Origin of the sequence: Clostridium sp. 29_15 (genome assembly GCF_001916075.1) — a bacterium.
Classification (GTDB): domain Bacteria; phylum Bacillota; class Clostridia; order Clostridiales; family Clostridiaceae; genus Clostridium; species Clostridium lentum.
In genome coordinates this window covers 16874-43373 of record NZ_MNRT01000029.1, presented here as the reverse complement: position 1 = coordinate 43373, position 26500 = coordinate 16874, and the positions used below count along the sequence as shown (strand labels likewise).

16 protein-coding genes and 4 pseudogenes are annotated in these 26500 nt (G+C 30.5%); all 20 read right to left on the bottom strand.

Translation table 11 applies throughout. The features are described from left to right. Positions 1-129: 129 nt before the first annotated feature. Positions 130-1602: pseudogene (locus BHW04_RS06205) on the bottom strand (helix-hairpin-helix domain-containing protein); the annotation flags it as partial. A gap of 98 nt (positions 1603-1700) precedes the next feature. Further along, positions 1701-2621: a terminase gpP N-terminus-related DNA-binding protein gene (locus tag BHW04_RS06200; protein WP_302699208.1), complete on the bottom strand. Its 921-nt coding sequence runs from the start codon at positions 2619-2621 to the stop codon at positions 1701-1703. A gap of 657 nt (positions 2622-3278) precedes the next feature. Beyond that, positions 3279-4097: pseudogene (locus tag BHW04_RS06195) on the bottom strand (DNA polymerase III subunit alpha); the annotation flags it as partial. Positions 4098-4646: 549 nt separating this feature from the next. Beyond that, complete coding sequence (locus BHW04_RS06190; RefSeq protein WP_302699207.1) at positions 4647-5297, bottom strand: LAGLIDADG family homing endonuclease; 651 nt, start codon at positions 5295-5297, stop codon at positions 4647-4649. Between the two features lie 183 nt (positions 5298-5480). Next, positions 5481-6713: pseudogene (gene dnaE / locus BHW04_RS06185) on the bottom strand (DNA polymerase III subunit alpha); the annotation flags it as partial. A gap of 20 nt (positions 6714-6733) precedes the next feature. Further along, on the bottom strand, positions 6734-7684 hold the full coding sequence (whiA, locus tag BHW04_RS06180) for a DNA-binding protein WhiA (RefSeq protein ID WP_302632389.1): 951 nt from the start codon (positions 7682-7684) through the stop codon (positions 6734-6736). Positions 7685-7895: 211 nt separating this feature from the next. Continuing rightward, positions 7896-8825: pseudogene (locus tag BHW04_RS06175) on the bottom strand (gluconeogenesis factor YvcK family protein); the annotation flags it as partial. Positions 8826-8848: 23 nt separating this feature from the next. Continuing rightward, the gene (gene rapZ, locus BHW04_RS06170; RefSeq protein ID WP_302699206.1) at positions 8849-9733 is read right to left on the bottom strand and encodes an RNase adapter RapZ; all 885 of its coding nucleotides are present in this window, start codon (positions 9731-9733) and stop codon (positions 8849-8851) included. A gap of 114 nt (positions 9734-9847) precedes the next feature. After that, complete coding sequence (murB, locus tag BHW04_RS06165; RefSeq protein WP_302699205.1) at positions 9848-10768, bottom strand: UDP-N-acetylmuramate dehydrogenase; 921 nt, start codon at positions 10766-10768, stop codon at positions 9848-9850. Between the two features lie 76 nt (positions 10769-10844). After that, positions 10845-12716 (bottom strand): excinuclease ABC subunit UvrC, encoded by a 1872-nt coding sequence (gene uvrC, locus BHW04_RS06160; protein ID WP_302699204.1) that lies wholly within the window; start codon positions 12714-12716, stop codon positions 10845-10847. Positions 12717-12796: 80 nt separating this feature from the next. Beyond that, the gene (locus BHW04_RS06155; protein ID WP_302699203.1) at positions 12797-14338 is read right to left on the bottom strand and encodes a peptidoglycan D,D-transpeptidase FtsI family protein; all 1542 of its coding nucleotides are present in this window, start codon (positions 14336-14338) and stop codon (positions 12797-12799) included. A 4-nt stretch (positions 14339-14342) separates the two neighbouring features. Further along, positions 14343-15578, bottom strand: coding sequence for an FtsW/RodA/SpoVE family cell cycle protein (locus tag BHW04_RS06150; RefSeq protein WP_302699202.1), 1236 nt, complete (start codon positions 15576-15578; stop codon positions 14343-14345). Between the two features lie 14 nt (positions 15579-15592). Then, positions 15593-16045, bottom strand: a complete 453-nt coding sequence (locus BHW04_RS06145) for an FHA domain-containing protein (protein ID WP_302654499.1) — start codon at positions 16043-16045, stop codon at positions 15593-15595. A 72-nt stretch (positions 16046-16117) separates the two neighbouring features. Next, complete coding sequence (uvrA, locus tag BHW04_RS06140) at positions 16118-18943, bottom strand: excinuclease ABC subunit UvrA (protein ID WP_302699201.1); 2826 nt, start codon at positions 18941-18943, stop codon at positions 16118-16120. 202 nt (positions 18944-19145) lie between these two features. Continuing rightward, the gene (gene uvrB / locus BHW04_RS06135; RefSeq protein ID WP_302699200.1) at positions 19146-21110 is read right to left on the bottom strand and encodes an excinuclease ABC subunit UvrB; all 1965 of its coding nucleotides are present in this window, start codon (positions 21108-21110) and stop codon (positions 19146-19148) included. Between the two features lie 121 nt (positions 21111-21231). Continuing rightward, positions 21232-22500, bottom strand: a complete 1269-nt coding sequence (locus BHW04_RS06130; protein WP_022212100.1) for a PDZ domain-containing protein — start codon at positions 22498-22500, stop codon at positions 21232-21234. An 18-nt stretch (positions 22501-22518) separates the two neighbouring features. Continuing rightward, the gene (locus BHW04_RS06125) at positions 22519-23781 is read right to left on the bottom strand and encodes a S41 family peptidase (protein WP_302699199.1); all 1263 of its coding nucleotides are present in this window, start codon (positions 23779-23781) and stop codon (positions 22519-22521) included. 193 nt (positions 23782-23974) lie between these two features. Further along, a complete protein-coding gene (ftsX, locus tag BHW04_RS06120) occupies positions 23975-24865 on the bottom strand; it encodes a permease-like cell division protein FtsX (protein ID WP_302699198.1) in 891 nt (296 codons plus the stop codon). Continuing rightward, on the bottom strand, positions 24855-25541 hold the full coding sequence (gene ftsE, locus BHW04_RS06115) for a cell division ATP-binding protein FtsE (protein ID WP_022212103.1): 687 nt from the start codon (positions 25539-25541) through the stop codon (positions 24855-24857). The genes ftsX and ftsE overlap by 11 nt, the downstream gene beginning before the upstream one ends. Positions 25542-25646: 105 nt before the next feature. Next, complete coding sequence (locus tag BHW04_RS06110) at positions 25647-26486, bottom strand: YitT family protein (protein WP_022212104.1); 840 nt, start codon at positions 26484-26486, stop codon at positions 25647-25649. Positions 26487-26500 lie beyond the last annotated feature (14 nt).

Below are 26500 nucleotides of genomic sequence, written 5' to 3'. Positions count from 1 at the left end.
ATTTATAATTAATAAATTTAACATATTTAAAGGCTGAATGCTAGATAACATATAACTTTCAGCCATCGAAAATTTTATACTTTCCTGTACTTTAAAAAATAACCTGACTTTAACTAAGCCAGGTCATTTTTATTCTACTATTTTAACATTACCTTCACCAAATACTTTTTCTAATTCTACAAATATATCACTAGATAAATTTACCCACATATTTCTTGGCATTCTATAATTTTTTCTATCATTTGCTGTAAATACATACAAAGGTGTATTTCCTGCATATTCATTACAAATTTCCATAAGCTTTGGCTTAGTGGCTCTGGCCATATCTAAATTATCAACTCTCACATAAACTTTAGATGAATCTACTTTTTCTAGAGGTTCCATAGTTTCACAGATAATCTTCACAGCTTCATCTTCTTTCATACTCACTCTTCCCTTAATAATAACAAAGGCATCAGCAGTAATTAAATTTCTTACTCTATCTAAAGTTTTAGGGAAAACTATAACTTCTATAGTAGCACTTAAATCTTCAATTTTAATAAAAGCCATTATTTGATTATTTCTCGTAACCTTTTGAGTAACTTCTGTAATTATTCCACCAACAACCACTTTATCTTCATCATGTATTGAATATTCTTCATGGTCAATACCTTCATTATGTGCTTCTTTACAATCATAAATCTTTTGTATGGTTGTAGATGTCATCACCTTTAAACTTTTAGCATATTCATCAAGAGGATGTCCTGATAAATATAGACCTGTCATTTCTTTTTCCATTGCTAATAAATTATTTTTAGCAAACTCTTTTATATTTGGATACATAACTTCTGGTGCTTTAAAATCTTCATCTTCCGTTAATCCAAATAAGCTTATTTGACCATCTATATTTCTCTTTCTTTCACTTGCCATACTATCCATCAACTTTTCATGTACAGCTAAAAGCTTTGATCTAAATATTTTAAAATCATCTAATGCTCCAGCTTTAATTAAGCTTTCTACAGCTCTTTTATTGATGGCTGATAAATCTATTTTATTGATAAAGTCTGTTATTGATTCAAATTTACCTTTTGAATTTCTAGCTTCAACTATACTATCAACCACATTAATACCTACATTTTTTATAGCTGCAAGCCCAAATCTTATTTTATCACCTTTTACAGTAAACTTAGAATAACTCTCGTTTATGTTTGGTGGAAGAACTTGAATTCCTTGGCTTTCAGCAAAGTTAATGTAATGTGCAACCTTTTCTGAACTTCCCATCATGGAATTTAACATAGCTGCAATTGTTTCAACAGGATAATAATGCATTAAATATGCAGTTTGATAACCAACTACTGCATAAGCTGCTGCATGACTTTTATTAAAAGCATATGAAGCAAAATCCATCATTGAATCAAAGATGTCGTTTGCCGCTTTTTCACTTATCCCATTTCTTAAGCAACCTGGAACTTCAACATTTCCTTCTTCATCTACAATTCCATAAATAAAGTTTTTACGTTCTTGTTCCATTACACTATGTTTTTTCTTAGACATGGCTCTTCTAACCATATCACTTCTTCCTAAGGAATACCCTCCAAGCTTTCTAACTATTTCCATTACCTGCTATAGTGATAGGTAACTCCACCTTCGTCTTAACGGTCAGGCTTTGTTTTCCCCCACTTCACACCGTACGTGCGACTTTCACCGCATACGGCGCTCCATTAATTCTCACAAATGTATTTCATTCTTTCGAATTTTCTTGTTAAATAAAGTTCTCTATCTTCATACATATATTGAAATAAAAACTTAGAAAATTTCTTACCGCCTAAAAAATAAAAAATATTTTCACTCTTAGTTTTAAAAATACGTATCTCTTTATAATTAAGTATACTTAGAATACTATTTACTAAATTATAACTACCAACAAATCCTGATCGTTTCTTACTAATATCAGTAATTCCATCACCATCAAATACACCACGTATAAAATCCCTATAGTATTCTTTTGTAATATCTTTTGGAAATACTTCTAATCCTGTTTTATGTGGTATAATTCCATAATTCATTAGACTTTCACACATATGCCTAGAAGTTAAACTAACATAATAGCTAGTATTTTTTCCATTCCTTACTTTAGTCTTGTTTTTTGATTGAATTGCACTTAAAAAATTATCAATTAATTCTTTGTCTTTAATAGCAATATGTATTTTAAGGGAATATTGACCATTAGTTATACTTACATTTCCATCTGCCATTATCCAACCTAAATAATATGCTTTATCAAAAGAATCAATACGATCAAAATAATCTTCTCTTCCTATCATAGACTTTGGACCCCTATGATTCATCTTATAACTATTTTCTCTTAACAAATATGATACTATACCTCTTTTTAAACCTAATTTATTAGTTATTTCTGTTGTATTCAGTCCACTTTCATATAATTCCCAAATATATTTAACAAACTCTTCATCATATTTCTTGTTATAACTTCCACCATTTCTAACTTCAATATTTTTTTCTTTAATCCATTTTCTAATAGTAGCTTCATTCACACCTACTATCTTAGATACTTGATTTGCTGAATAACCAACTAAATAATATTCTATTGCTTTATTTTTCATTTCAATATCGTATCTCATTTTTAACCACCTCTAGTATATTATTTCCAACACACTAGAGAACATACATTCTGAATTAACTATGCCCCTTGGCTCCGTAAAAATTACTTTACTTCTCAGCTACTACAGGCTGCTGCCCTCATTCTTCATAAATCATTTCCTATTTATTCATAGCGTCGATAACTAACTATCTTAGCATCTATGGAATGAGTTCAAACGTTCCTATCATTCTATCTTTACATATTAACTTAGGCTTTCTCTAGAACCGTTAAGTATCTTTTCGCTTTATAAGGGTTAGCTAAAGACGATTATATTAATAACCATAAATTACATAACCAAGAATATATAATTTACACTTAAATGTATGCTTTCTTTTTAGCATATTAATGGTTGTCGATTCATCAAACGAGAATTTCTATTCGTAGCCATATTAATTTTATAGACCCCCGATTACTTCTTTAACCACTTTTCAGGTCCAATTTTCACCGACTTTAACGAGCTTCATACATATAATATGTTAATCTATTAATGCATGTCGTAGCTTAGGGAAGAACTGCCCTTAACAGTTCTTAAAAGGACTTTCACCTTTCATTTCAAATGATAAGTTAGATATTTATATATCCCTACAATTTTATATTATATTTCTATAATTTTTATATTTGTAGAACGTTTCGCACCTTGATACACCATTACACCATACGTTACGTCTAAAATATCTTCCAATTCAGGCGTTTCATAATGTACACTGTCTTTATTTCTCTTACCTTCAATATATCTTGGAATTTCAGCCATAGGACCTGGTCTATATAAAGAGATACCAGCTATGATATCTTCTAAACAGTCTGGCTTAAGTTCCTTCATGAATGAAGTCATACCTGGTGATTCTAATTGGAATACCCCTGCTGTTTTTCCTTCACCAATCATCTTATAAACTTCTTTATCTTCAAAGTTTATCTTGTCTAAATCTATTTCTATTTCTCGGTTTGCTTTAATCATTTTAACAGCATCACTCATAACTGTTAATGTTCTAAGACCAAGGAAATCCATCTTAAGTAACCCTAATTCTTCCAATGTTGTCATATCAAATTGAGCTACTATGTTATCTTCATTTTTTTGTAATGGTACATATTCCACCAATGGCTTTGATGCAATAACAACACCTGCCGCATGAGTAGATGAATGTCTCGGTAAGCCTTCTAACGTCTTACTTACATCAATAAGAGTTTTCACCCTATCATCAGTATCATATGCTGCCTTAAGCTCTGGATTCATATCTAAAGCCTTTTCTATGGTTATCCCTAGCATTGTAGGAATCATCTTGGCAACTCTATCAACCTCTGCATAAGAATAATTCATAGCTCTACCTACATCTCTTATACAAATTCTTGCTGCCATAGTACCAAAAGTAATTATTTGTGATACATTGTTAACACCATATTTATCAACAACATAATCAATTACTTCTTGTCTTCTTTCGTAACAAAAATCCGAATCTATCTATTACTACCCTCTTTTTCAAGATACTTTAACACTGATTTTTCAGTGGGTATAGACTATATCTTCTCCCACCGCCCTTTACGGTTTGGGATGCCCCACTTCGCAAATATAACTAAAATAAATGCTACGTGCCTTTGCACTAGTCGTTGGACCTTTCTCTCTTCAAGACTTGGCTGCTGGTTATCCAATCCTTTTAATTTTTATGGTTAAACCACCATTACATTTAAGCTTATTTCATCCTTCTGCTTTGGTTTAAAAGGCTCTAAGGACTTTCCAGCAATTCGAGGCTCTTTAAGCATGCTATTTCTAACATGCACGACTATAAACTAGCTTATTTCATATTTTTTAAAATATTATATTTATCATATTTCCTATCTAAATATATTTTTGAATTATTATATAAATAATTCATATAAACTAGTCTTTTAATCTGGCATACTAACTCTTTCTGGATTTAAGAACAAATTATTATTAACCACGGACTCTTTATTCCGTGCTCTGGAGGTTTCCCTCATTTTCATCAGATAGTCTTTTCTATCTCAGTTTGGACTATATCATCATACCAAATAAACTTCGTTTTCTATCTAGATAAATATATGTATCTAGGTATAAATATCTATAAAACTTCTCTATATCTAATTTAGAATATATCTTTACGTACCAACACTCTTTCTTCTTTCTTGAATCTTTTACTATATGAGCATTAATATAATTCTCTGAAAGTATATTTAGTAAATCTTCTGCAAACTTTTTAGAACCTGTTGTGAATGAAGCATTTACATATTCATATACTTTTATTTCCGATTTATAAATTCCTTTAGTTTTATTTATATACACACTTCCATCTCCATCAAATATACCTCTTATCATATCTCTCATATATCTATCATTAATTTTAGGAAGTCTTATATATTTGCTTTTTCTTTCTCCCACTCCAACAATTCTTAAAAATTTAATGTCGTATTCATCAGTGGTTATAAATGTATATGTCTCACTTTTTCCTTTTTTATTCTTATATACATATAGTTTCTTTAAAGGTGTGTAGGTACTTCGTAAATATTCTAATATATCATAATCATTCATAGATATTGTTATTCTATATCTTTTCGAATGTATATCATAACTCAAACACCCATCTGAAAGTATTAATCCTAAAATATACGCAGTTTCTTCATTTATTCCATTTGATATATTTTCCATACTTATCATATTTTATTTGGTATGTTGGGCACTCGTGGAGAAGATTATTGCTTAGCTACTCACTTCTCTAGTCTCTGAACCTTTCTAGTACATTTAGCTATTCCTAGACTTGGCTGCTGATTAGCATGCTAATTATTATTAGTTTAGCTTTCCAGCAATTCACCCAATTTAATGAGCGCATCTTAATTCACGCTCGAAGATTAAACTATACTTTATAGGGTCTATCTTTGTTATTCCTAAAGTATAAGCTACAATTGAACCTGCCGCAGATCCACGCCCAGGTCCAGTTGGAATACCATGTTCGTTGGAGAAATGAATAAAATCCCAAGTTATTAAAAAGTAATCAACATACCCCATTTCATTAATAACACCAAGCTCATATTCAAGTCTTTCCACATATCCTAATGCTTCTTCATTAGTGTTTGCAAAATCCTTAATGGATTTAACATCTACAGGCATATTCCTAAAGCCTTCAAAGACATCATACCTCTCAATAAGACCACCATAACAGACTTCCTGTAAGTATTCAAAATGATCCTTATTATCTGGTACAGGAAAATTTGGTAACTTTGATACATGGAATTCATAATCAAAATTACATTCCTCTGCAATCTTAATACTATTTTCCAATGCTTCTGGTACATAAGAAAATAAATCCCACATTTCATCAGCTGACTTTAAATAAAACTGATCTGAAGGATACCTTCTCCTATTGGTATCTTCAATGGTCTTTCCTGTTTGAATACACATCAATATGTCATGGGCCTTTGAGTCTTCTTGAGTTAAATAATGAACATCATTAGTTGCTATAAGTGGTATACCAGTTTCCTTAGATAACTTCATATTCCAATCTATAACCTTACGCTGCTCTTCCATGCCATGATCTTGTATTTCTAAATAGAAACCATCTTTAAAAATATCTTTATATTCTAAAGCTACTTTCTTGGCTTTTTCATAGTCATCTGCCATTATAGCTCTTTGTACCTCTCCTCCAAGACATGCACTTAAGGCAATTATACCTTCACTATGGCTTTTTAAATATTCATGGTCAACCCTCGGCTTATAATAAAAACCATCAATTGATGCTGCCGACACTATCTTCATTAAGTTTTCATAACCAATTTCATTTTTCACCAACAATACTAAGTGATTTGTAGAATTTTCTTTATCTGCAACCTTTATATTCATGGATTTAGCTGCAACATAAACTTCACATCCTAGTATTGGCTTTATTCCATTTGCCACTGCTTCCTTATAAAAAGCTACACACCCATACATGACACCATGGTCAGTTATAGCTATGCTTTTCATACCAAGTTCTTTAGCCCTTGCTATAAGCTTTTTAATTTTAGCTGAACTATCTAGCAAACTATATTCAGTATGCAAATGAAGATGGCAAAATTCCTTTGACAAAATATCACCCCTTTTTAGTTATTTTAATAATTTCCACTTCTTATTTCCTCGGCAATTTTTTCAATTTTTCTTAGTCTATGATTTATTCCTGATTTACCTACTGGTGGATTTAACATTTCACCTAATTCTTTAAGTGATTCATCAGGGTAGCTCAATCTTAATTCTGCTACTTCCTGCAGATTCTTAGGTAATCTCTTAAGACCAATCTTTTCTTGAATAAGCTTAATACTTTCAACTTGTCTTACTGCTGCATTTACTGTCTTGCTTAAATTGGCAGTTTCACAATTAACAAGCCTATTAACATTATTTCTCATTTCCTTCATTATTCTTATGTTTTCTAACTCTAGCAAAGAAGTATGAGCTCCTATTATATTTAAAAGGTCTACTATTTGTTCTCCTTCTTTTATATAAATAATATAACTGTTTTTCCTTTGTATAACTTTTGAATTTAATCCAAAAGAATTTATTAATTTACATAAATCTTTAGCGTATTCTTCACTATGAATTACAAACTCTAAATGATATGTCTTTTCAGGATTACTGATACTTCCACCACCAATGAATGCTCCTCTTATATAAGCTCTTTTATATTCATCAGTTTTTATCATTTCAGGATCTATCTTATAATCTAAAGTTAATACTCCATCAATTTCTTGAAAAATCCCTGTCTTCTTTAATAAATCCCTTACACCCATTTCTTCATCTATTAATACCATATATATATTATTCTTCTTAAGTGAATTGCTCTTTTTAACCATCAGCTTAGAATGTATATCAAAATATTCTTTTAATATAGTAAATATATGTCTTGCTGATGCTGGATTTTCTGTGGTTATCTTAAAGCTAAGTCCTCTTCCACTAAATCCAATTGTTCCACTGCCTTTCATTATTGCAGAAATCTCTGCCAATGCCTCTTCTATGGATATATCCGTATATCTACATATTTCTCCCTTAACCTTTGCTGAAAACGACATATATTCCTTCTCCTAACTAATTTAAAATACATTATGTATTATATCATAAACTGTTCCGTATGTATCACACTAATAAACTGGAAAGTTCATTTAATTTTTAAGTGCTAATTAACCACCATAAAATATCTGAACTCTCCTCTAAAGCCAATCTTTATTCTTTCCAACAACTAATACTTTTTAAAAATTATATTCATTTCTTTTACATATTCTTCATAATAAGTTCTGCTAATTTGTCTGCATTATGTTTAACATATCTCTTAGTAATCTTAATAAGGTCTGCTTCAATAATTTTTACATTTAAGTTATTTATATTTTCATAGTCTAAAACTACTAGTTCAGCATTTTCTCTAGCATACTTTTCTTTAATATCTGAAGGAATTATTCCATTATTAGCAATAACATAATCAATATTTCCTGATACTCCATAATCCATTAGTACTTTTAAATGGTTAGAAACTTTAAATCCATCAGTTTCTCCTGGCTGAGTCATTACATTTGAAATATATACTTTCTTAGCATCACTTTTACAGATTGCTTCTGATATACCTTTTACAAGAAGATTAGGTATTATACTTGTATAAAGACTTCCTGGACCCATAATAATAACATCTGCACCATTTATTGATTTTATTGCTTCTTCCAATGGCTTTGCATCAATAGGCTTAATAGCTAATTTCTTAATGCTTGTTTTTCTTACAATAACTTCACTAGGTATTTTTGATTCACCTTCTATTATTTCACCATTTTCCAATTCAGCAACAAGTTTCATATCATCTAAAGTTACTGGTAGTACCTTCCCTTTAACAGCTAAAACTGAACTCATTTTTTGTACTGCATCTTCAAAATTTTCACTTATACCCGCCATCGCCGCTAAAAAAAGATTCCCAAAGCATTGCCCCTTTAAACTACCTTCAGTAAATCTATATTGTAACAGATCCTCCATTAAAGGTTCTGTATCAGCCAATGCTAAAATGCAGTTTCTTATATCTCCCGGTGGAAGCATTCCTAAGTCTTCTCTTATCTTGCCTGACCCTCCACCATCATCACCTACAGTCACAATAGCAGTTATATGGCTTGTATATTTTTTTAATCCTCTTAACATGGTGGAAAGTCCAGTCCCTCCACCTATAACCACAACCTTAACCTCATTATTCTCTTTTATCATCATAGTTTTTTATCTCCCTTATGTACATCTTCCTTAATATCTCTATGCTCTACATAAACATCGTGATTATTAGAATGTAGTGTTTCATAAATTGAATTGGCTATTGCCACTGATCTATGTCTTCCTCCTGTACATCCAATGGAAATTATCAACTGTCTCTTACCTTCCTTTTGGTAATTAGGAATTAAAAATTCAAACATATCATTTGCTTTTTCTAAAAATGTTTGTGTTTCTATCTGATCCATAACATAGTTCTTTACAGGTTCATCATTACCTGAAAACGGCTTAAGTTCTGGAATATAGAAAGGATTTGGAATAAATCTTACATCAAACACCAAATCTGAATCTACAGGAATTCCATATTTAAAGCCAAAGCTTAATATAGTAATAGCCATTTGTTTTTCTGGCATTTCTTTATCACCAAATTTTCTAGCCATTTCTTCTCTTAAATCCTTTATAGCATACTTGGATGTATCTATAATTACATCAGCTTTATCCTTTACTTCTCTAAGCTTTTGTCTTTCAAGTTCAATTCCTGTAATCACTCTTCCACCTGGTGCTAATGGATGGCTTCTTCTCTTTTCCTTAAACCTCTTAACCAGTACTTCATCTGAAGTATCTAAGAATAATATTTCATATTGGAATTGTTCCCTAGATAATTCACTTAAACTCTCAAATAAATCATCAAAGAAAATACCACCTCTAATATCCATAACTAAGGCAACTTTATCAATTGATCCCTGGCTTTGCTTACATACTTCTGCAAATTTCTTTATAAGTTTTGGTGGTAAATTATCTACACAAAAATACCCCATATCCTCTAATGTATTTGTTGCCTCTGATTTTCCTGCTCCAGATAGTCCTGTTACAATTATAAATCTCATGTATCTTTTCCTCCTAAAATAATACTATATTATACTTAACTCCATCATTAATTTAATTATATCACGACAAAAAAGGAGATGCAGTAATACATCCCCTTAATTATAAATTATAAATTAATTTTCATCTTCTCCAACAATTCTTACTTCTGTATGAAGATCTACACCAAATTGCTTTTTGACTTCATCTTGAATATGTTTAATTAAATTTAATATATCCTTTGCTCTTGCTCCACCTTTATTAATAACAAAACCTGAGTGCTTGCTAGAAACTGCTGCCCCATTCATTTCATACCCTTTTAATCCAGCATCCTGAATTAACTTTCCTGCAAAATAACCTTCTGGTCTCTTAAATGTGCTTCCTGCTGATGGGTACTCAAGCGGTTGCTTAGATTCTCTCTTTTCAGTTAAATCTGTAATCATTTCCCTAATAGTCTTTACTTCACCATGTTTTAAGTCTAAAGTAGCACTTAAAACTATATATCCCTTTTTCATTACAGCAGAAGATCTATAACCAAAATCTAATTCTTCTTTAGATAAAGTCTTTATTTCTCCATTTTCACTAATAACCTCTATACTTTCAACTACATCACTCATAGAACCATTATAAGCACCAGCATTCATAAACACTGCTCCTCCAATAGTTCCTGGAATACCACAAGCAAATTCAAATCCTGTTAAAGAATGCTCCATTGCTTTATCTGAAACTGCTTTAAGCATAACTCCTGCTTCAACTTCTATTTTTTCTTCTACTACTTCCATTCCAGTTAATGATGTTAATAAAATTACTACTCCTCTGATTCCTCCATCTTTAACAAGCAAGTTAGAACCATTTCCTATAACATATACAGGAATATTATTTTCCCTGCATATCTTAACGCTTTCAATTACTTGCGACTTTGTTTCAGGAATTAATAAAATATCAGCTGGTCCACCAACTTTGAAATTAACATACTTTTTTAATGGCTCATCTATCTTTATATATTCTTCTTTATATAATTGGCTAAACAAATTTCCTAATTTATTATATTTATTCATGGTTAGCTCCTTATTTCTTAATTAATTATATTTAAATAGTATAAATTAAATTATCCCATTTAACAAGGATTTTAAGCTATTTGCTTTCATTTCCATTAAAATATTTATAAATACTCTCTGCTGCTTTATTATTTATGCTTGGAGTCTCTAATAATTGATCTAAAGTTGCACTTTTTATGTTATCTACACTACCAAACTTCATTAGTAAGGCCCTTCTTCTTTTTTCTCCTACATTAGGTATATCATCAAGTATAGAATGAAGAGTCCTTTTATCTCTTAAACTTCTATGATATGTTATAGCAAACCTGTGTACTTCATCTTGAATTCTTCTTATAAGCTGCATTAAATTAGAGCTTCTATTAATAATAAGTTCTTCATTATTATAAATAATCCCCCTAGTGGCATGTTTATCATCTTTAACAAGTCCACAAACAGGAATACTTATATTTAAATCCCTTAGTACTTCTAATGCTATATTTATCTGCCCTTTTCCACCATCCATCATTATAATATCAGGAAAATTAGAAAACTTACCTGCTGAAAATTGTAGCTTAGATTCTTGTATCGCCTTTACTTCTTCTAATCCATGAGAAAATCTTCTTGTTAGTATTTCTCTCATACTATCATAATCATTGGCACCTTTAACAGTTTTTATTCTAAACCTTCTATAATCACTATTCTTAGAACGTCCTTCTTCAAAGACAATCATTGAACCTACTGAATCAACACCTTGTATATTGGAAATATCATAGGCTTCAATTCTTGAAGGCCAAATCTCTAAATCTAATAATTCCTGAAGTTCTTCTAATGCTATCTTATTGATTTCCTTGTCCATTAAGTACTTATCTTTAAATTTTTCTAAGGTTATTTGAGCATTATTTTTTACCATCTCAAGCATTTCTCTTTTTTGACCCTTTTGTGGAACCTTAATCCAAACCTTAGCTCCTCTTTTAATAGTTAAATATTCTTCAACTAACTCAATATTACTTAATTCTGGAACATATATGGTTCTTGGAACCTTTGCAGTACCTCCATAAAAAGAGGTTGTAAATTCCTCTAATATTTCTTCAATGGAGTCTTCCGCTGTATTTTCAAAAATAAAATGTTCTCTTCCAATAATCTTACCATCTCTAGAGAAGAATATCTGTATGCAGCTATCTTTTTCATCTCTGTAGATATTTATAAAATCTTCATCGCCGTCCATGGTTTTAAATATCTTTTGTTTTTCAACTATAGCTTTTATAGCTATAATTTTATCTCTTAAATCTGCAGCTTTTTCAAATTCTAAGTTCAAAGATGCCTCTTCCATTTCACTTTGAAGCACTTTTAAAACAGTATTATCTCTTCCACTTAAAATATCTATAACATCCTTTATCATTTTACCATACTCTGCCTTGTTTATATAGCCACCACATGGTCCAAAACATTTCTTAATATGATAATTTAAACAAGGTCTTACCTTTTCTCCACCTTCTTTAATTAAAAGCTTACAAGTCCTTAAAGGAAAAATTTTATTTATTAAATTAATTGTTTCATATACTGCTGTTCCATTAGTATATGGTCCAAAATACTTGCTTCCATCTTTAGAATAGTTTCTTGTAACAAAGACCCTTGGAAAGTCATCATTAATAGTTATCTTAATAAATGGATAAAACTTATCATCCTTTAGTAATATGTTATAGCGTGGACTATATTTTTTTATTAAGTTACATTCCAAGATTAATGCTTCCATTTCTGAATCTGTAACAATATATTCAAACTCAGCAATATGCTTAACCATTACCCTAACTTTTTCACTATGATTCTTAGAGTTTTGAAAATAACTTTTTACCCTATTTTTTAATATCTTAGCTTTTCCTACATAAATGACTTCTCCAAGAGAATTTTTCATTAAATAAACTCCAGGCTTAGAAGGAAGGTTTTTTAAATGATATTCAAAATCAAACATTTCATCACTCCCTTTCACTACTTTCTAATTAAAAAAAGGAGCTATAAGCTCCTTTTTTTAGAAGAGCTCCCTCTTCTGTATTAATATCCAAGTACTGCTTTTCTTACTACATAACTGGCTATTTCAGCTGAAATTACTGCTCCACTTTCACCATTTTCCACAATAACAGCCACTGCTATTTGTGGGTCATCCATTGGTGCTGCTGAAATAAACCATGCATGAGGAACTGCATCTGTTCCATCTGATAATTTATAATCTGCTGTACCTGTTTTTCCACCAGCATTTGTTCCTTTAAAAGCTGGCCATCTATAAAGATTATTGTCTACTAAATATTTCATATAACTTTTTATAGTTGAAGCTATATCACTTGAAATTACTTGTTTTAATTCAGTATTTTCCATTGTTTTAACAGTATTACCTGCACTATCTAAAATAGAATTTACTAATCTAGGTTGCATCATCACTCCATCATTGGCAACTGTTGCTGCCACTAAGGCCATTTGAATTGGTGTAGATAAAACTCCCCCTTGGCCAATACCACTTTGTGCTATTTCACCTTGAGCGTAACTCTCTAGTTTTGGGAACTGACTTGCTGTTATAGTTAATCCTGGTCCACTAATAACTGAATTAAATCCATAGTTTTCTGCTGTTTGTTTTAAAGTACTATTACCTAATTCCATAGCTAATGTTCCAAAAACAACATTACTTGATACTCTATAGGCATATCTTAAATCAATGGCTCCATGTGATTGATATGCATAATTATTTAAAGTAGTTCCATCATCAAATGTTATTTTTCCTTGATCATTAAATGTCCTATTAGCTACTCCTGACATGTTTTCCAAAGCACTTGATAAAGTAACAGTTTTAAATACTGATCCTGGTGGATATAATCCATCTATTGCTCTATTAATGAGAGGACTATCATCAGCACTTCCACTATAAGCTGACTGCAATGCTACCTCTAGATTATTAGGATCAAAAGACGGCTTTGAAACCATAGCTAATATCTCACCTGTTTTAGGATTTATTGCTACTACTGACCCTTTATTATCTCCTAAAGCATCACTAGCTACCTTTTGTAATTCCAAATCTAAAGTAGTAACTATACAAAAATTCTTTTCATTTTTAACTTTTATCTTATCTACAAAAGTTTTAAAGTTTTCTGATAAATTTAATTTCTTTTCATTTATTAAATCATCTTTTATATCATTAAATAAACCAGTAAAATCCATACTATTTAAAAATGTTCTATAACTATTTCCTATAAAGCTACTTTTACTTAATTCATTATCATATTCTGACTCAAGACCTGATATTCCATATATTTGATCATAATATCCCAATGGATGCACTAATAACTCACCATAAAGATATTTTCTATCTTGAGTCAAATCATTCACCTTAGTAGTTTCAGTTAAAGCTGTACCATTTCTATCATAAATAGTCCCTCTAATAACTTCATTTTTTGCTGCTATAATTCTTACATTTCCTGAATCTTCAGCTATTTTAGGTCCTCTAAACAGTTGAAAATATGCTATATATGATATTAATGCAATAAATAAAAATAAGAACACAACCATTACATGTTGTACACTTTTAGCTAATTTATTTTCATCCATATTCTTACGCCTCCTCTGATACCTTTTGTAATATTCCTAAAGCAAAGAATATGGTAAGCACTGATGAACCACCATAACTTAATATCGGTAGTGTAATACCAGTTAACGGAATTACTCCAAAAATACCACCTATAATTACTAATGTTTGACATGCTATCATAGTACTAAAACCTACAACAGCTAACTGTGAAAACTTATCATTAGTAACATATGCTGATCTAATCCCTCTAAAAAACAACAAAAAGTATATTATCATTAATCCTACTGCAAATATTACACCAAACTCTTCACATATTGCTGCATATATAAAATCTGAATCATTAACAGGAATATACTCTACATATCCTTGCCCAAGTCCACTTCCTATAAGTCCACCTGAAGAAATAGCATATAAAGATTGTACTAATTGGTATCCTGCACCAGAAGCATATTCCCATGGATTTCTCCAAATCATAACTCTTTCCCTTACATGGGCAAAAAGATTATACCCTAATATGGCTCCTACTGTAGCACCACCTAAACTTAATGCTACATATAGCTTTTTAGAAGTTGCCACATAAAGAAGACTTATAATTATTCCAAAAAATATAAGTGCTGAACCTAAATCTGCTTGTGCAACTAAAAATATAAGGGAAAACCCAGCTACTAATGCTGGTACTATAAGTTGTTTTACATCATCTTTAATACTTCCATTATCCTCATATTCAGAAAAAGCTGCTGCCAAGTATAATACTAATGTTATTTTCCCAAACTCTGAAGGTTGAATCATAAATTTACCTATGCTTATCCAGTTATAAGCCCCACCAATAGCTGATGCTCCAGTTATTTTTGCATATAAAAATGCCATAGGCATAAGTACTATGGTTGCAATCATATAAACTTTCTTATATTTAGCAAACTTGCTCATTTCCGGTATAATGGCTACTACTAATATATAACCTATTACTCCAAGAGTAACCCATACTAACTGCTTTACAGAAGTTGACTTATCAATTCTATAAAGCATAGCTATACTTACTACTGCTAAAATACTTGCAAAATTTAAAATAAATTTATCACCATCAGGATAATACCTTCTAATGACAAAGTGGGAATAGCCTATTAAAAAACATAGAACTACTCCCATAACTATTGCAAGAGTATCGAATGGCTTTGATTGAAAGCCTAGATAAATAAAAAGCAGTAAGCATAGTAAATAAATCATTCTTAATAATTTCTTTTCCTGCTTAAATCCTTTCATGCCTTTAACCACCTCTATTGCTTTCCTGGTTTTAGTACCTTAAAAATAGCACTTCCTATTTTTATTTCATCATCAGCTGTTAATTTTACTTTATCTTTTATTCTTTCTTCATTTACATATACACCATTGGTACTATTTAAATCTTGAATATAAAGATTATTATTTTTAACATATAACTTAGCATGATAACCAGATGCAAATGGCTCTGATAAAACTATTAAATTATCTTCTCTTCTACCTATTGTTAACTCTGTTCTGACTAAAATCACAGAACCCTCTTCCAAATCTTCACTAGCCCCTGGATTAACTACTTCCACTGCATATTTTCTTGCTGCTGGATTACTTTTCTTCTTACCACCAGTCTTTACATCCTTGTACATTATTTTTAATGAATAATATATTATACCATATAAAAATACAATAAAGGCTATCCCAAATACAAAGGCCATTATCTTGCTAATACTCATTTCTTCACCTCTATCTACTGTTCTTCAATCTAATATTAATAGTTATTGGAAAAAATAACAACCCACCTATTATTATCTTAATAACTTTTTAAGATATTTTCCAGTGTATGAATCCTCCACTTTTACTATTTCCTCTGGTTTTCCTTTAGCCACTATAGTGCCGCCCTTATCTCCACCTTCTGGACCTAAATCTATTATATAATCTGCACATTTTATCATATCTAAATTATGCTCAATAACTACTACAGTATTTCCTCCATCTACAAGCCTTTGAACAATATGTACTAGTCTATTTACATCATCTACATGAAGTCCAGTAGTTGGTTCATCTAAAATATATAAAGTTTTTCCTGTGCTTCTCTTAGATAATTCATAAGCAAGCTTTATTCTTTGAGCTTCCCCACCTGATAATTGTGTTGATGGCTGTCCTAATCTTATATATCCTAAACCAACATCATATAATGTTTGAATTTTATTCTTAATTCGTGGAATATTTTCAAAAAATTCTAAGGCTTCCTCTACAGTCATATTTAATATATCATCTATATTTTTCCCTTTATATTTAACTTCTAAAGTTTCCCTATTATATCTTTTGCCTTTACATACTTCACATGGAACATAAACATCAGATAAAAACTGCATTTCTATTTTAATTATTCCATCACCTGAACAAGCTTCACATCTTCCACCTTTTACATTAAAACTAAATCGACCTGGCTTATACCCTCTCATTTTAGCTTCTGTTGTTTGAGCAAATAATTCTCTGATAATATCAAATGTTCCTGTGTATGTTGCTGGATTTGATCTTGGGGTTCTACCAATTGGACTTTGATCTATATCAATAATCTTATCTATATTTTCATAACCTAATATTTCTCTATGTGCTCCAACTGGATTCTTGCTCTTATTAACAAGCTTATTTAATCCTTTATAAAGTATTTGATTAATTAAAGTACTCTTTCCAGAACCAGATACACCAGTAACCATTGTTAATGTCCCTAGTGGAATATCTACATTAACATTCTTAAGGTTATTTTCTTTGGCACCTTTTATCTTAATAAACTTACCATTGCCGCTCCTTCTTTCAGCTGGTAGTTCAACCTTCTTTTCACCTGTTAAGTATTGTCCAGTTATAGACTCCTTACAAGCCATTATCTCTTCCACTGTTCCTGCTGCTATTATCTGTCCACCATGTTCACCTGCTCTTGGACCTATATCTACTATAAAGTCAGCCTCCCTCATAGTATCTTCATCATGTTCAACTACTATAACTGTATTTCCTACATCCCTTAAATTTTTAAGAGTTTGAATCAACTTATCATTATCTCTTTGATGAAGACCTATACTTGGCTCATCTAGTATATATAGTACCCCCATAAGTGCTGAACCAATTTGTGTTGCTAACCTAATTCTTTGAGACTCTCCTCCTGATAGTGTTCCTGAATTTCTTGAAAGATTAAGATAATCAAGCCCAACATTAACAAGGAATTCTAGTCTATTCTTTATCTCCTTAATGATTTGGTCACTTATTACTCTATCTTTTTCAGAAAACTCTAAAGAATTTACAAACTCTAATTCATCTTTAATTGGCATCTTTGTGAAATCATAAATGTTTATGCCTCCAATAGTTACTGCTAATGCTTCCTTTTTAAGACGTGCTCCTTTACATCTTGGACAATAACTATCACTCATATATTGTTCTATTTCAGTTTTAATAACATCGGAGTTAGTTTCTCTATATCTTCTATCTAATGTATTTATTTCACCATCATAAGCATATCTATAAGTGTTTAATGAACCATCTTTTTTGTATTTAACAGTCAAAGTTTTACCTTGTGTTCCATACAATAAAAGATTTAATTCTTCTTTCGAAAACTCCTTAATAGGTTTATTTAAATCAAGGTCATATTCTACACTTAATGCTTTTAATATGGCAAATGTCCATGAATCTTCCTTTAATCTTCCTTCACCCCAAGTTGCTATAGCACCTTCCATAATGCTTAAACTTTTATCAGGAATAATTAAGTCTGGATCAAATTCCATTAGTGTTCCAAGTCCATCACATTTCTCACATTTTCCCCATGGTGAATTAAATGAAAATAACCTAGGTGCTAATTCATCTATACTTACACCACAATCAGGACAAGCAAAGTGTTCGCTAAATAGAATATCTTCCTGTCCTACTACATTTATGACTACTAATCCTTCAGCCATTTTTAAAGCTGTTTCGATAGATTCAGCTAATCTACTTTCTATTCCTTCTTTAATAACAAGTCTATCTACAACTGCTTCTATATTATGCTTAATATTTTTTTCTAAGCTAATTTCTTCTTCAGCTATTTCATAGATTTCACCATCTATCCTTACTCTAACAAATCCTTGCTTTCTTATATTTTCAAGGACCTTTTCATGCATACCTTTTTTTCCTCTAATCACTGGAGCTAAAACTTGAACCTTAGTTTTTTCCCCAAGTTTCATGACATTATCCACAATTTGATCCACAGATTGCTGAGTAATTTCTTTACCACACTTTGGACAATGTGGAATACCTACTCTAGCGTATAATAACCTTAAGTAATCATATACTTCTGTTATTGTACCCACAGTAGATCTTGGATTTTTACTTGTGGTTTTTTGATCTATTGAAATTGCTGGTGATAATCCTTCTATATTATCAACATCTGGTTTATTCATTTGCCCTAAGAATTGTCTTGCATATGATGATAAAGATTCAACATATCTTCTTTGTCCTTCTGCATACAAAGTATCAAATGCTAAGGATGATTTTCCTGAACCAGAAAGTCCTGTAAAAACTATTAGCTTATCTCTTGGTATTTCCAAGGAAACATTCTTTAAGTTATGTACTCTTGCACCTTTTACTACTATTTTATCTTTCATAAAGTCCACCTCTTCCCTTATTTATCGCCATTCAATTTATATAAATTAATTCTTTTTATTATTTTTATCATATTATTCTACATTTAATCTCGAACAGACATTCTTTATTACTATTTTAGAATTGTTATTTTTTATTGTCAATTATATTTATTTCAGCATAACTACATCTTAAATTGTTTTACACCCTAAGAAAATCAACTATCTATTCTTCAAGTTTTTTAATCATATCTCTAAGTTCTGCAGCTCTTTCAAATTGAAGATTCTTAGCAGCATCTTTCATTTCATCAGTATATTCCTTTATTAATTTAGCCTTATCATTTTCAGATAATCCTGTGCTATCAACTTCATAAGTTTCAGATTCTTCTGTAACCATTATACTTCCAATAACGTCTCTTACATCCTTTTTAATGGTCTTAGGTATTATTCCATGCTCCTTATTATAATCCATTTGAATCTTTCTTCTTCTTTCTGTTTCCTTAATGGCTCTATCCATAGATCCAGTTATGCTATCAGCATACATAACAACCTTACTCTCAGCATTTCTAGCTGCTCTACCTATTGTTTGTATCATAGATGTCTCTGATCTTAAGAATCCTTCTTTATCAGCATCTAAAATTGCCACTAAAGCAACTTCTGGTATATCAAGCCCTTCTCTTAAAAGGTTAATTCCCACAAGCACATCATACTTACCAAGTCTTAGGTCTCTAATTATTTCCATTCTCTCAATTGTATCTATATCAGAATGCATATATGTTGTCTTCACATCAATATCAGTAAGATACTTAGTTAAATCTTCTGCCATCTTTTTAGTTAATGTAGTAACCAATGTCCTAAATCCTCTCTTAGTAGTTTCTAAGATACTTTCATATAAATCATCAATTTGACCATTTACAGGTCTTATTTCTATTTCAGGATCTATAAGTCCAGTTGGACGTATTATTTGCTCTGCTATATTAGTTGAATGATCTACCTCATATTGGCCTGGTGTAGCAGAAACAAAAATAACTTGATTAATCTTATTCTCAAATTCTTTAAACTGTAATGGCCTATTATCATAAGCTGATGGAAGTCTAAATCCATACTCTACTAAGTTATCTTTTCTTGATTTATCTCCAGCATACATTGCCCTAACTTGTGGTAATGTAACGTGGCTTTCATCAATAAACATTAAGTAATCATCTGGGAAATAATCTAACAATGTTTGTGGTGGCGTTCCTGGCGCTCTTCCATCAAGAATTCTAGAATAATTTTCTATACCACTACAATATCCCATTTCCTTAATCATTTCAATATCATAGTTTGTTCTTTGTCTTAACCTTTGAGCTTCCACAAGTTTATCTTGTGATGTAAGCTCTTTTAATCTTTCCTCTAATTCATATTCTATTACATTAATTGCTTTATCTATTGTTTCTTGTGATGCAGCAAAGTGAGATGCTGGAGTTATTGATACATGCTTTCTATCTCCAATTATCTTCCCTGTTAACACATCAAATTCTCTTATTCTATCAATTTCATCACCAAAGAATTCTATTCTTATTCCATTATTAGATGATGATGATGGAACTATATCTAAAGAATCACCTCTTACTCTAAATGTACCTCTAGAAAAGTCTATATCATTTCTTTCATATTGAATATCTATAAGCTTTCTTATAATTTCATCTCTATCTTTTTCCATTCCTGGTCTTAAAGATATTGTAAGCTTTTTATATTCTTCTGGATTACCTAATCCATATATACAAGAAACTGATGCAACAATAATTACATCTCTTCTTTCTAATAACGCTGATGTAGCAGCATGTCTAAGCTTATCTATCTCATCATTTATAGATGCATCTTTTTCTATAAATGTATCAGTGGAAGCCACATAAGCTTCTGGTTGATAGTAGTCATAATATGATACAAAATATTCAACTATATTGTTTGGAAAGAATTCTTTAAATTCAGAACATAATTGAGCTGCTAAAGTTTTATTATGTGCTAATACTATAGTTGGTTTTTGAACCCTTTCGATAATATTGGCCATGGTATAGGTTTTTCCTGAACCAGTAACCCCTAATAGTGTTTGAAATTCTCGTCCTTCTTCTATTCCACCTGTTAGTGAATCAATGGCTTTAGGTTGATCCCCCATTGGTTTAAATTTTGAATGTATCTTAAATTTATTCATTTTTTTATCAACTCCGTCATAATTAATACTATATATCTATTCTACTTATTATTAACATTTTGTAAAATTTATTAACATCTAAATTTAAGCTATAAAAAAATAGCAATTGCAAATGCAATCACTATTTTTTGATTTTTAATTGCTCTAATATTCTTTTAAATTCATCACTGCTTATATCAATTCTACTTTCATCTTTTATCATACGAGGAACTAATAATACTCCCAACCTTCTATTCCCTAATTGTAATATATAATCATTTATCTTACCGTATCTACTTTTTATTTTAATAGGTAAAGTAGACTTAGCTTCTTTAACAGCATTTAATATATCTACCTCTGAAGTTGCAGCTTCACCATTTACAGCTAAAATTTTATCACCTCTTCTAATTCCTGCTTCAAAAGCCACAGAATTAGGTGCTACTTCAAGTATTGATATACCATCCTCACCACTTACATATAAGTATTCTCCATTTTTTTCTTTCATTCTTTCAAATTTAATCAATAACTCATGTGCTAATGGCATATAAACTAATGCTATTATTTCTCCAACTAATCCAATACTACATAATTGTGAAACAATAAGTAATGATATTCCATATAATAATATTCCTATCCCTGCTCCTAGTACTTTTTCCTTTTTTCTTTTAGTAAAGGTAACAGAACTATAACCTATTACACCATAAAAAGGAGCAAACATTAAAGATGCTGTAGCTAAAATTGCTGTTAAATTAAAATCTTTAATAATAGGCCACCAACTATATGTTGGTGCTGAAATTATTCCTGTTCCTGAAGACTCTCCACTAATCATTATCATCACAGCTATGGGTATAGCCCAGTATCTATTAAATGAAAATCCACCAACTATTTTGTTTTCCCTATTACTGAATACTGGAATTGAACCTCTACTTCCATCTACCATTACAATGATGCCCTCCATAATATGTAAAACCGCTATAAAACTAGTTAATGAAAGTATATTTACATTGATATATGACTTCATACCAATGCTATTTAATATTATATTTAATATCATACTCACTGCTCCAAGTAATGCTCCAGAATAAGCAAAGCATACAAGCTTAGGCCTTATGCTCAATAGTACTATTGATGTTATAAAAATAAATTCTATACCTGAATTATTGCCAAAACTAATACCTAATATAGCTAATATAACACTTCCTATTGTTCCTGCTAATATACCTATCACTATTTGTGATAATGTTAATTCTAGGGGAGTATCAATTACTTCTCCTATTGTCATTTGTTGTATAATTGCAGTCTTTTTATTTTTTAAATAAAATATTATTCCAAATACTATAAGCATTAGTAAATATGTTGGTTCAATTATTGCTTTTGCTACAGTTCTTAGACTATATGTTATCAGCTCCATTTGTAGCCTCCTAAGTTACTATTTTTGTCTTATTACCTCTAATGCTTTTTGTAATTGTGTATCAATGTCCCTACTATACTCTTGACTTAACACTTCTTCGCTTAATTCTACATTAATATCTGGCTCAATACCTTTACCATGAATATTTTCTCCATTAGGACAATAATACTTTGATGTTGTTACTTTAATAGCTCCAGTATCTCCGTCACTTTGTACAAAAGGAATAAGCTGTTGAACTATACCTTTTCCAAATGTTGTAGTTCCTATAACTGTTGCTACATTATTATCTTTTAATGCTCCTGTAACAACTTCTGATGCACTGGCACTTCCACTATTTACCAATACCACTAATGGCATACCAATTGTATTTCCACCTTGAGATAAAGAAACTTGCTTATTATCATATTTATCTATGGTATAAGTAATCATCTCTCCTTTTGGAATAAAGTTAGATGCTATCTCAACACATTTATCTAAATATCCTCCTGGATTTCCTCTAAGGTCTAATATTAATCTTTCCATTCCACTTTCTTTTAATTCATTGAGCTTTTCTGTAAATTTAACACTTACATCTTCATCACTAAAAGTAGTAATTTGAATATACCCAATATTACCTTCTAATATTTCACCTTTTACTGATTCACTTTGAATTTCTTCTCTTACTATGTCAAATTGTAAAGTCTCTTCTCCTCTTTTTATAATTAACTTTACTGAAACACCTTTTTCTCCTCTAACTCTTGATACTACCTCTTCACTATTGGCATCAGTAACTTCATAATCATCAACTTGTAAAATTACATCTCCTGCCTTTATTCCCGCTCTATCAGCTGGTGAACCTTCAATTGGTGATATTATTACCACCTTTTCATCTCTTACACCAATTTGTGCTCCTATTCCATAAAAATTATTATTTGATTCTATAAAATTCTTATATTCATCTGAATTCATATAAACAGTATATGGATCACCTAAAGCAGATGCCATTCCTTTCATAGCACCTTCTAAAAGTACAGTATCATCTATGTCTCCATCATATTTTGCCATAAGCAGGCTTCTAAGTTCAAATAAGTCACTATATTTATTTGCATCACTTATCTTTCCTAAGTCCCCAGCAGCTTTTTCAGGAACTCCAGTTAAAATAAATCCTTTAGTTGCTGCAATATTACCTCCATAAAACATTCCAATTCCTGTTCCTACAAATAATACAGCTATGGCAGCAACCTTTAACCATTTAAATTTATCTTTCCTACTCTCTTTTTCCTCTCTCTTAAAATTTTCCATTGTCCTACTTCCTTTCAATGTATGTTCAATAGCTTTATGCTTTTTATATCTATATCTTATATAATAATAATATTAATTTAAATAAATGTTAAGCTTCTTTTTTATTTATCTATATTTTTTTATTTTTTAATAAAAATAAGGAGCCATAAATATCATACAGCTCCTTATTAATTTATTTTTCAATATTTAGTTTTTATACAACTAAGAATTTTCTTAGTGCAGCTATACTTCCAATAGCTCCAACTACTATTCCACCTAATAAGAATCCTCCTAATAAAGTTGTTAATACAAATGATACTGGAACTAAGTTAGCTATTAAAAGGTTACTTGCTATAAATCCAAATACACCTCTATAGATAAAGTATATTACTGCTGTTGCAAGCAATGAACCAATGGCTCCAATGATTATACCTTCAATAACAAATGGCCATCTTATAAACCAATCTGTTGCTCCAACAAACTTCATTATTCCTACTTCTCTTCTTCTTGAATATACAGCTAATTTGATTGTATTCATTATTAAGAATATTGATACTCCAATAAATACAAAGAATAATATTACTCCTAATATTTGTACAAAATCAACTACTCTGCTTATTTTTTCAATTAATTCTTGTTGATTAGTAACAGATTCCACACCTGTCATATCTTCTACTGCTTTAGTTACATTACTTGCATATGATGCATCTTCTAGAGTAACGATATATGAACTTGCTAATGGATTATTTTCAAGGCTATATCCTTCAAGCATACCACTATTTCCTTCTAAATCCTTCTTAAGTTTTGTAAAGGCTTCATCTTTTGATTCATAAGTTACTGCTTTTACTCCATCCTGCTCCGATAATTTAATTTCTACTTCCCTTTGATTTACAAGCTTTATATCATCTTGTAAATAAACTTTTATTTCTATCTTATCAGCTACATCTTCTATAGTCTTATTAAAATTTAAACCAACTAAAGTAAATGTACCTAATACAAAAAATGTTACTAATACAGTTAACATTGCAGCAAAACTAACTGTTATATTACGTTTTATACTTTTCAGGGCATCTACTATAAAATAATTTATTGTATTAATTTTCATTTTCGTACATCCCCTTTCTATCATCTCTTACTATAGAACCTTTTTCTATAGCTATAACTCTCTTCTTCATATTATCAACTATATCCTTAGCGTGAGTAGCCATAACTATTGTTGTACCAGATTTATTTATATCTTCTAATAATTCCATAATTTCTTTTGCTGTATCTGGATCTAGATTACCAGTAGGCTCATCAGCTATAAGTACAGATGGATTATTCACTATAGCCCTAGCCAATGATACTCTCTGTTGCTCTCCCCCTGATAATTCATTAGGGAACATTTTATATTTATGAGATAATCCAACAAGAGATAAAACCATTGGTACTCTCTTTCTTATTTCCTTTTGAGATGCTTCCACAACTCTCATGGCAAAAGCAACATTTTCATAAACATTTAATGTTGGTATAAGTCTGAAATCTTGAAACACCATACCTATCTTTCTTCTGTAATATGGAACTTGATTTCTTTTTATTTCTGATAAATTCCTATCTGCAACAGTTATATTTCCCATTGTAGGTTCAATTTCTTTTAATAGCATTTTTATAAAAGTTGACTTTCCTGACCCTGAAGGTCCAACTAAAAATACAAAATCTCCTGAATTTATTTTAACACTTACATCTGATAACGCTTTTACATTGTTGTTATATATCTTGGATACATTATTAAATTCTATCATTAAAACACCTCGTATCATTCTTTTCTCAAAAACTCTAAATTGATTATATCACATAAAATCCTATTGACCAACAATGTACCTAATTATTTATCATTATCCAATTTTTTAGTAATTATCATTAAACCCTAATCCTAACACCTCTTTTGAGTCATTTACTGTAATGAATGCTTCTGGATTATTTTCCTTAATAAAGTTCTTTAATGTAATAAATTGATTATTACTAAGCACAGTATAAACAATATTTACTTCACTATAAGTATATCCGCCTTTTCCATTTAACACTGTACACCCTCTATTTATATCTTTATTTATAAAGTTAACTACCATATCAGCTTTGCTAGTGATGATAAACACTTGCTTACATGTATTAAACCCATCAATAAACTTATCAATAAGAAGTCCTATTAATATTAAACTAAAGAAACCAAATAGTCCCTTATCTATACCGAAAACATTAATTGCTAAAAGACATATAATTGAATCATTTAATAATAATGCTGTTCCAACACCTAAAGGTGTGAATTTGCTTATTATAGCTGCCAATATACTGGTTCCTCCTGTTGATGCACCTTGATGAAATACTATTGCTGATCCCATTGCTAAAAGTGCTGAACCAAAAAAGCTAGCTAAAAACATGTTTTCTGTTAACATTACAGGGTTAAACACTTTCTCAATTATTTCCATAACTACAGAAAGTATCACAGTAGCATACAGACTTTTTCCACCAAATCCTTTTCCTAAAACCACAAAAGCTACAATAAATAAAATAATATTTAATATGAATACCATTATACTTATATTCCAACCTGTAATTCCATTAATTACAAGAGCTATACCTGAAACCCCACCAGCTGCTATATCATTTGGAAATAAGAAATATTCCAGTCCAATTGCTGTTAATACTATTCCTAATGTTGTTAATGCATACTCCCTTATTTTTTTCATTTGTACCACCCTAA

Excerpts from the sequence above, each read along its gene's own strand:
- BHW04_RS06200 (WP_302699208.1), bottom strand. The coding sequence starts at position 2,621 with ATGAGATACGATATTGAAATGAAAAATAAAGCAATAGAATATTATTTA.
- BHW04_RS06190 (WP_302699207.1), bottom strand. The coding sequence starts at position 5,297 with ATGGAAAATATATCAAATGGAATAAATGAAGAAACTGCGTATATTTTA.
- whiA (WP_302632389.1), bottom strand. The coding sequence starts at position 7,684 with ATGTCGTTTTCAGCAAAGGTTAAGGGAGAAATATGTAGATATACGGAT.
- rapZ (WP_302699206.1), bottom strand. The coding sequence starts at position 9,733 with ATGAGATTTATAATTGTAACAGGACTATCTGGAGCAGGAAAATCAGAG.
- murB (WP_302699205.1), bottom strand. The coding sequence starts at position 10,768 with ATGAATAAATATAATAAATTAGGAAATTTGTTTAGCCAATTATATAAA.
- uvrC (WP_302699204.1), bottom strand. The coding sequence starts at position 12,716 with ATGTTTGATTTTGAATATCATTTAAAAAACCTTCCTTCTAAGCCTGGA.
- BHW04_RS06155 (WP_302699203.1), bottom strand. The coding sequence starts at position 14,338 with ATGGATGAAAATAAATTAGCTAAAAGTGTACAACATGTAATGGTTGTG.
- BHW04_RS06150 (WP_302699202.1), bottom strand. The coding sequence starts at position 15,578 with ATGAAAGGATTTAAGCAGGAAAAGAAATTATTAAGAATGATTTATTTA.
- BHW04_RS06145 (WP_302654499.1), bottom strand. The coding sequence starts at position 16,045 with ATGAGTATTAGCAAGATAATGGCCTTTGTATTTGGGATAGCCTTTATT.
- uvrA (WP_302699201.1), bottom strand. The coding sequence starts at position 18,943 with ATGAAAGATAAAATAGTAGTAAAAGGTGCAAGAGTACATAACTTAAAG.
- uvrB (WP_302699200.1), bottom strand. The coding sequence starts at position 21,110 with ATGAATAAATTTAAGATACATTCAAAATTTAAACCAATGGGGGATCAA.
- BHW04_RS06130 (WP_022212100.1), bottom strand. The coding sequence starts at position 22,500 with ATGGAGCTGATAACATATAGTCTAAGAACTGTAGCAAAAGCAATAATT.
- BHW04_RS06125 (WP_302699199.1), bottom strand. The coding sequence starts at position 23,781 with ATGGAAAATTTTAAGAGAGAGGAAAAAGAGAGTAGGAAAGATAAATTT.
- ftsX (WP_302699198.1), bottom strand. The coding sequence starts at position 24,865 with ATGAAAATTAATACAATAAATTATTTTATAGTAGATGCCCTGAAAAGT.
- ftsE (WP_022212103.1), bottom strand. The coding sequence starts at position 25,541 with ATGATAGAATTTAATAATGTATCCAAGATATATAACAACAATGTAAAA.
- BHW04_RS06110 (WP_022212104.1), bottom strand. The coding sequence starts at position 26,486 with ATGAAAAAAATAAGGGAGTATGCATTAACAACATTAGGAATAGTATTA.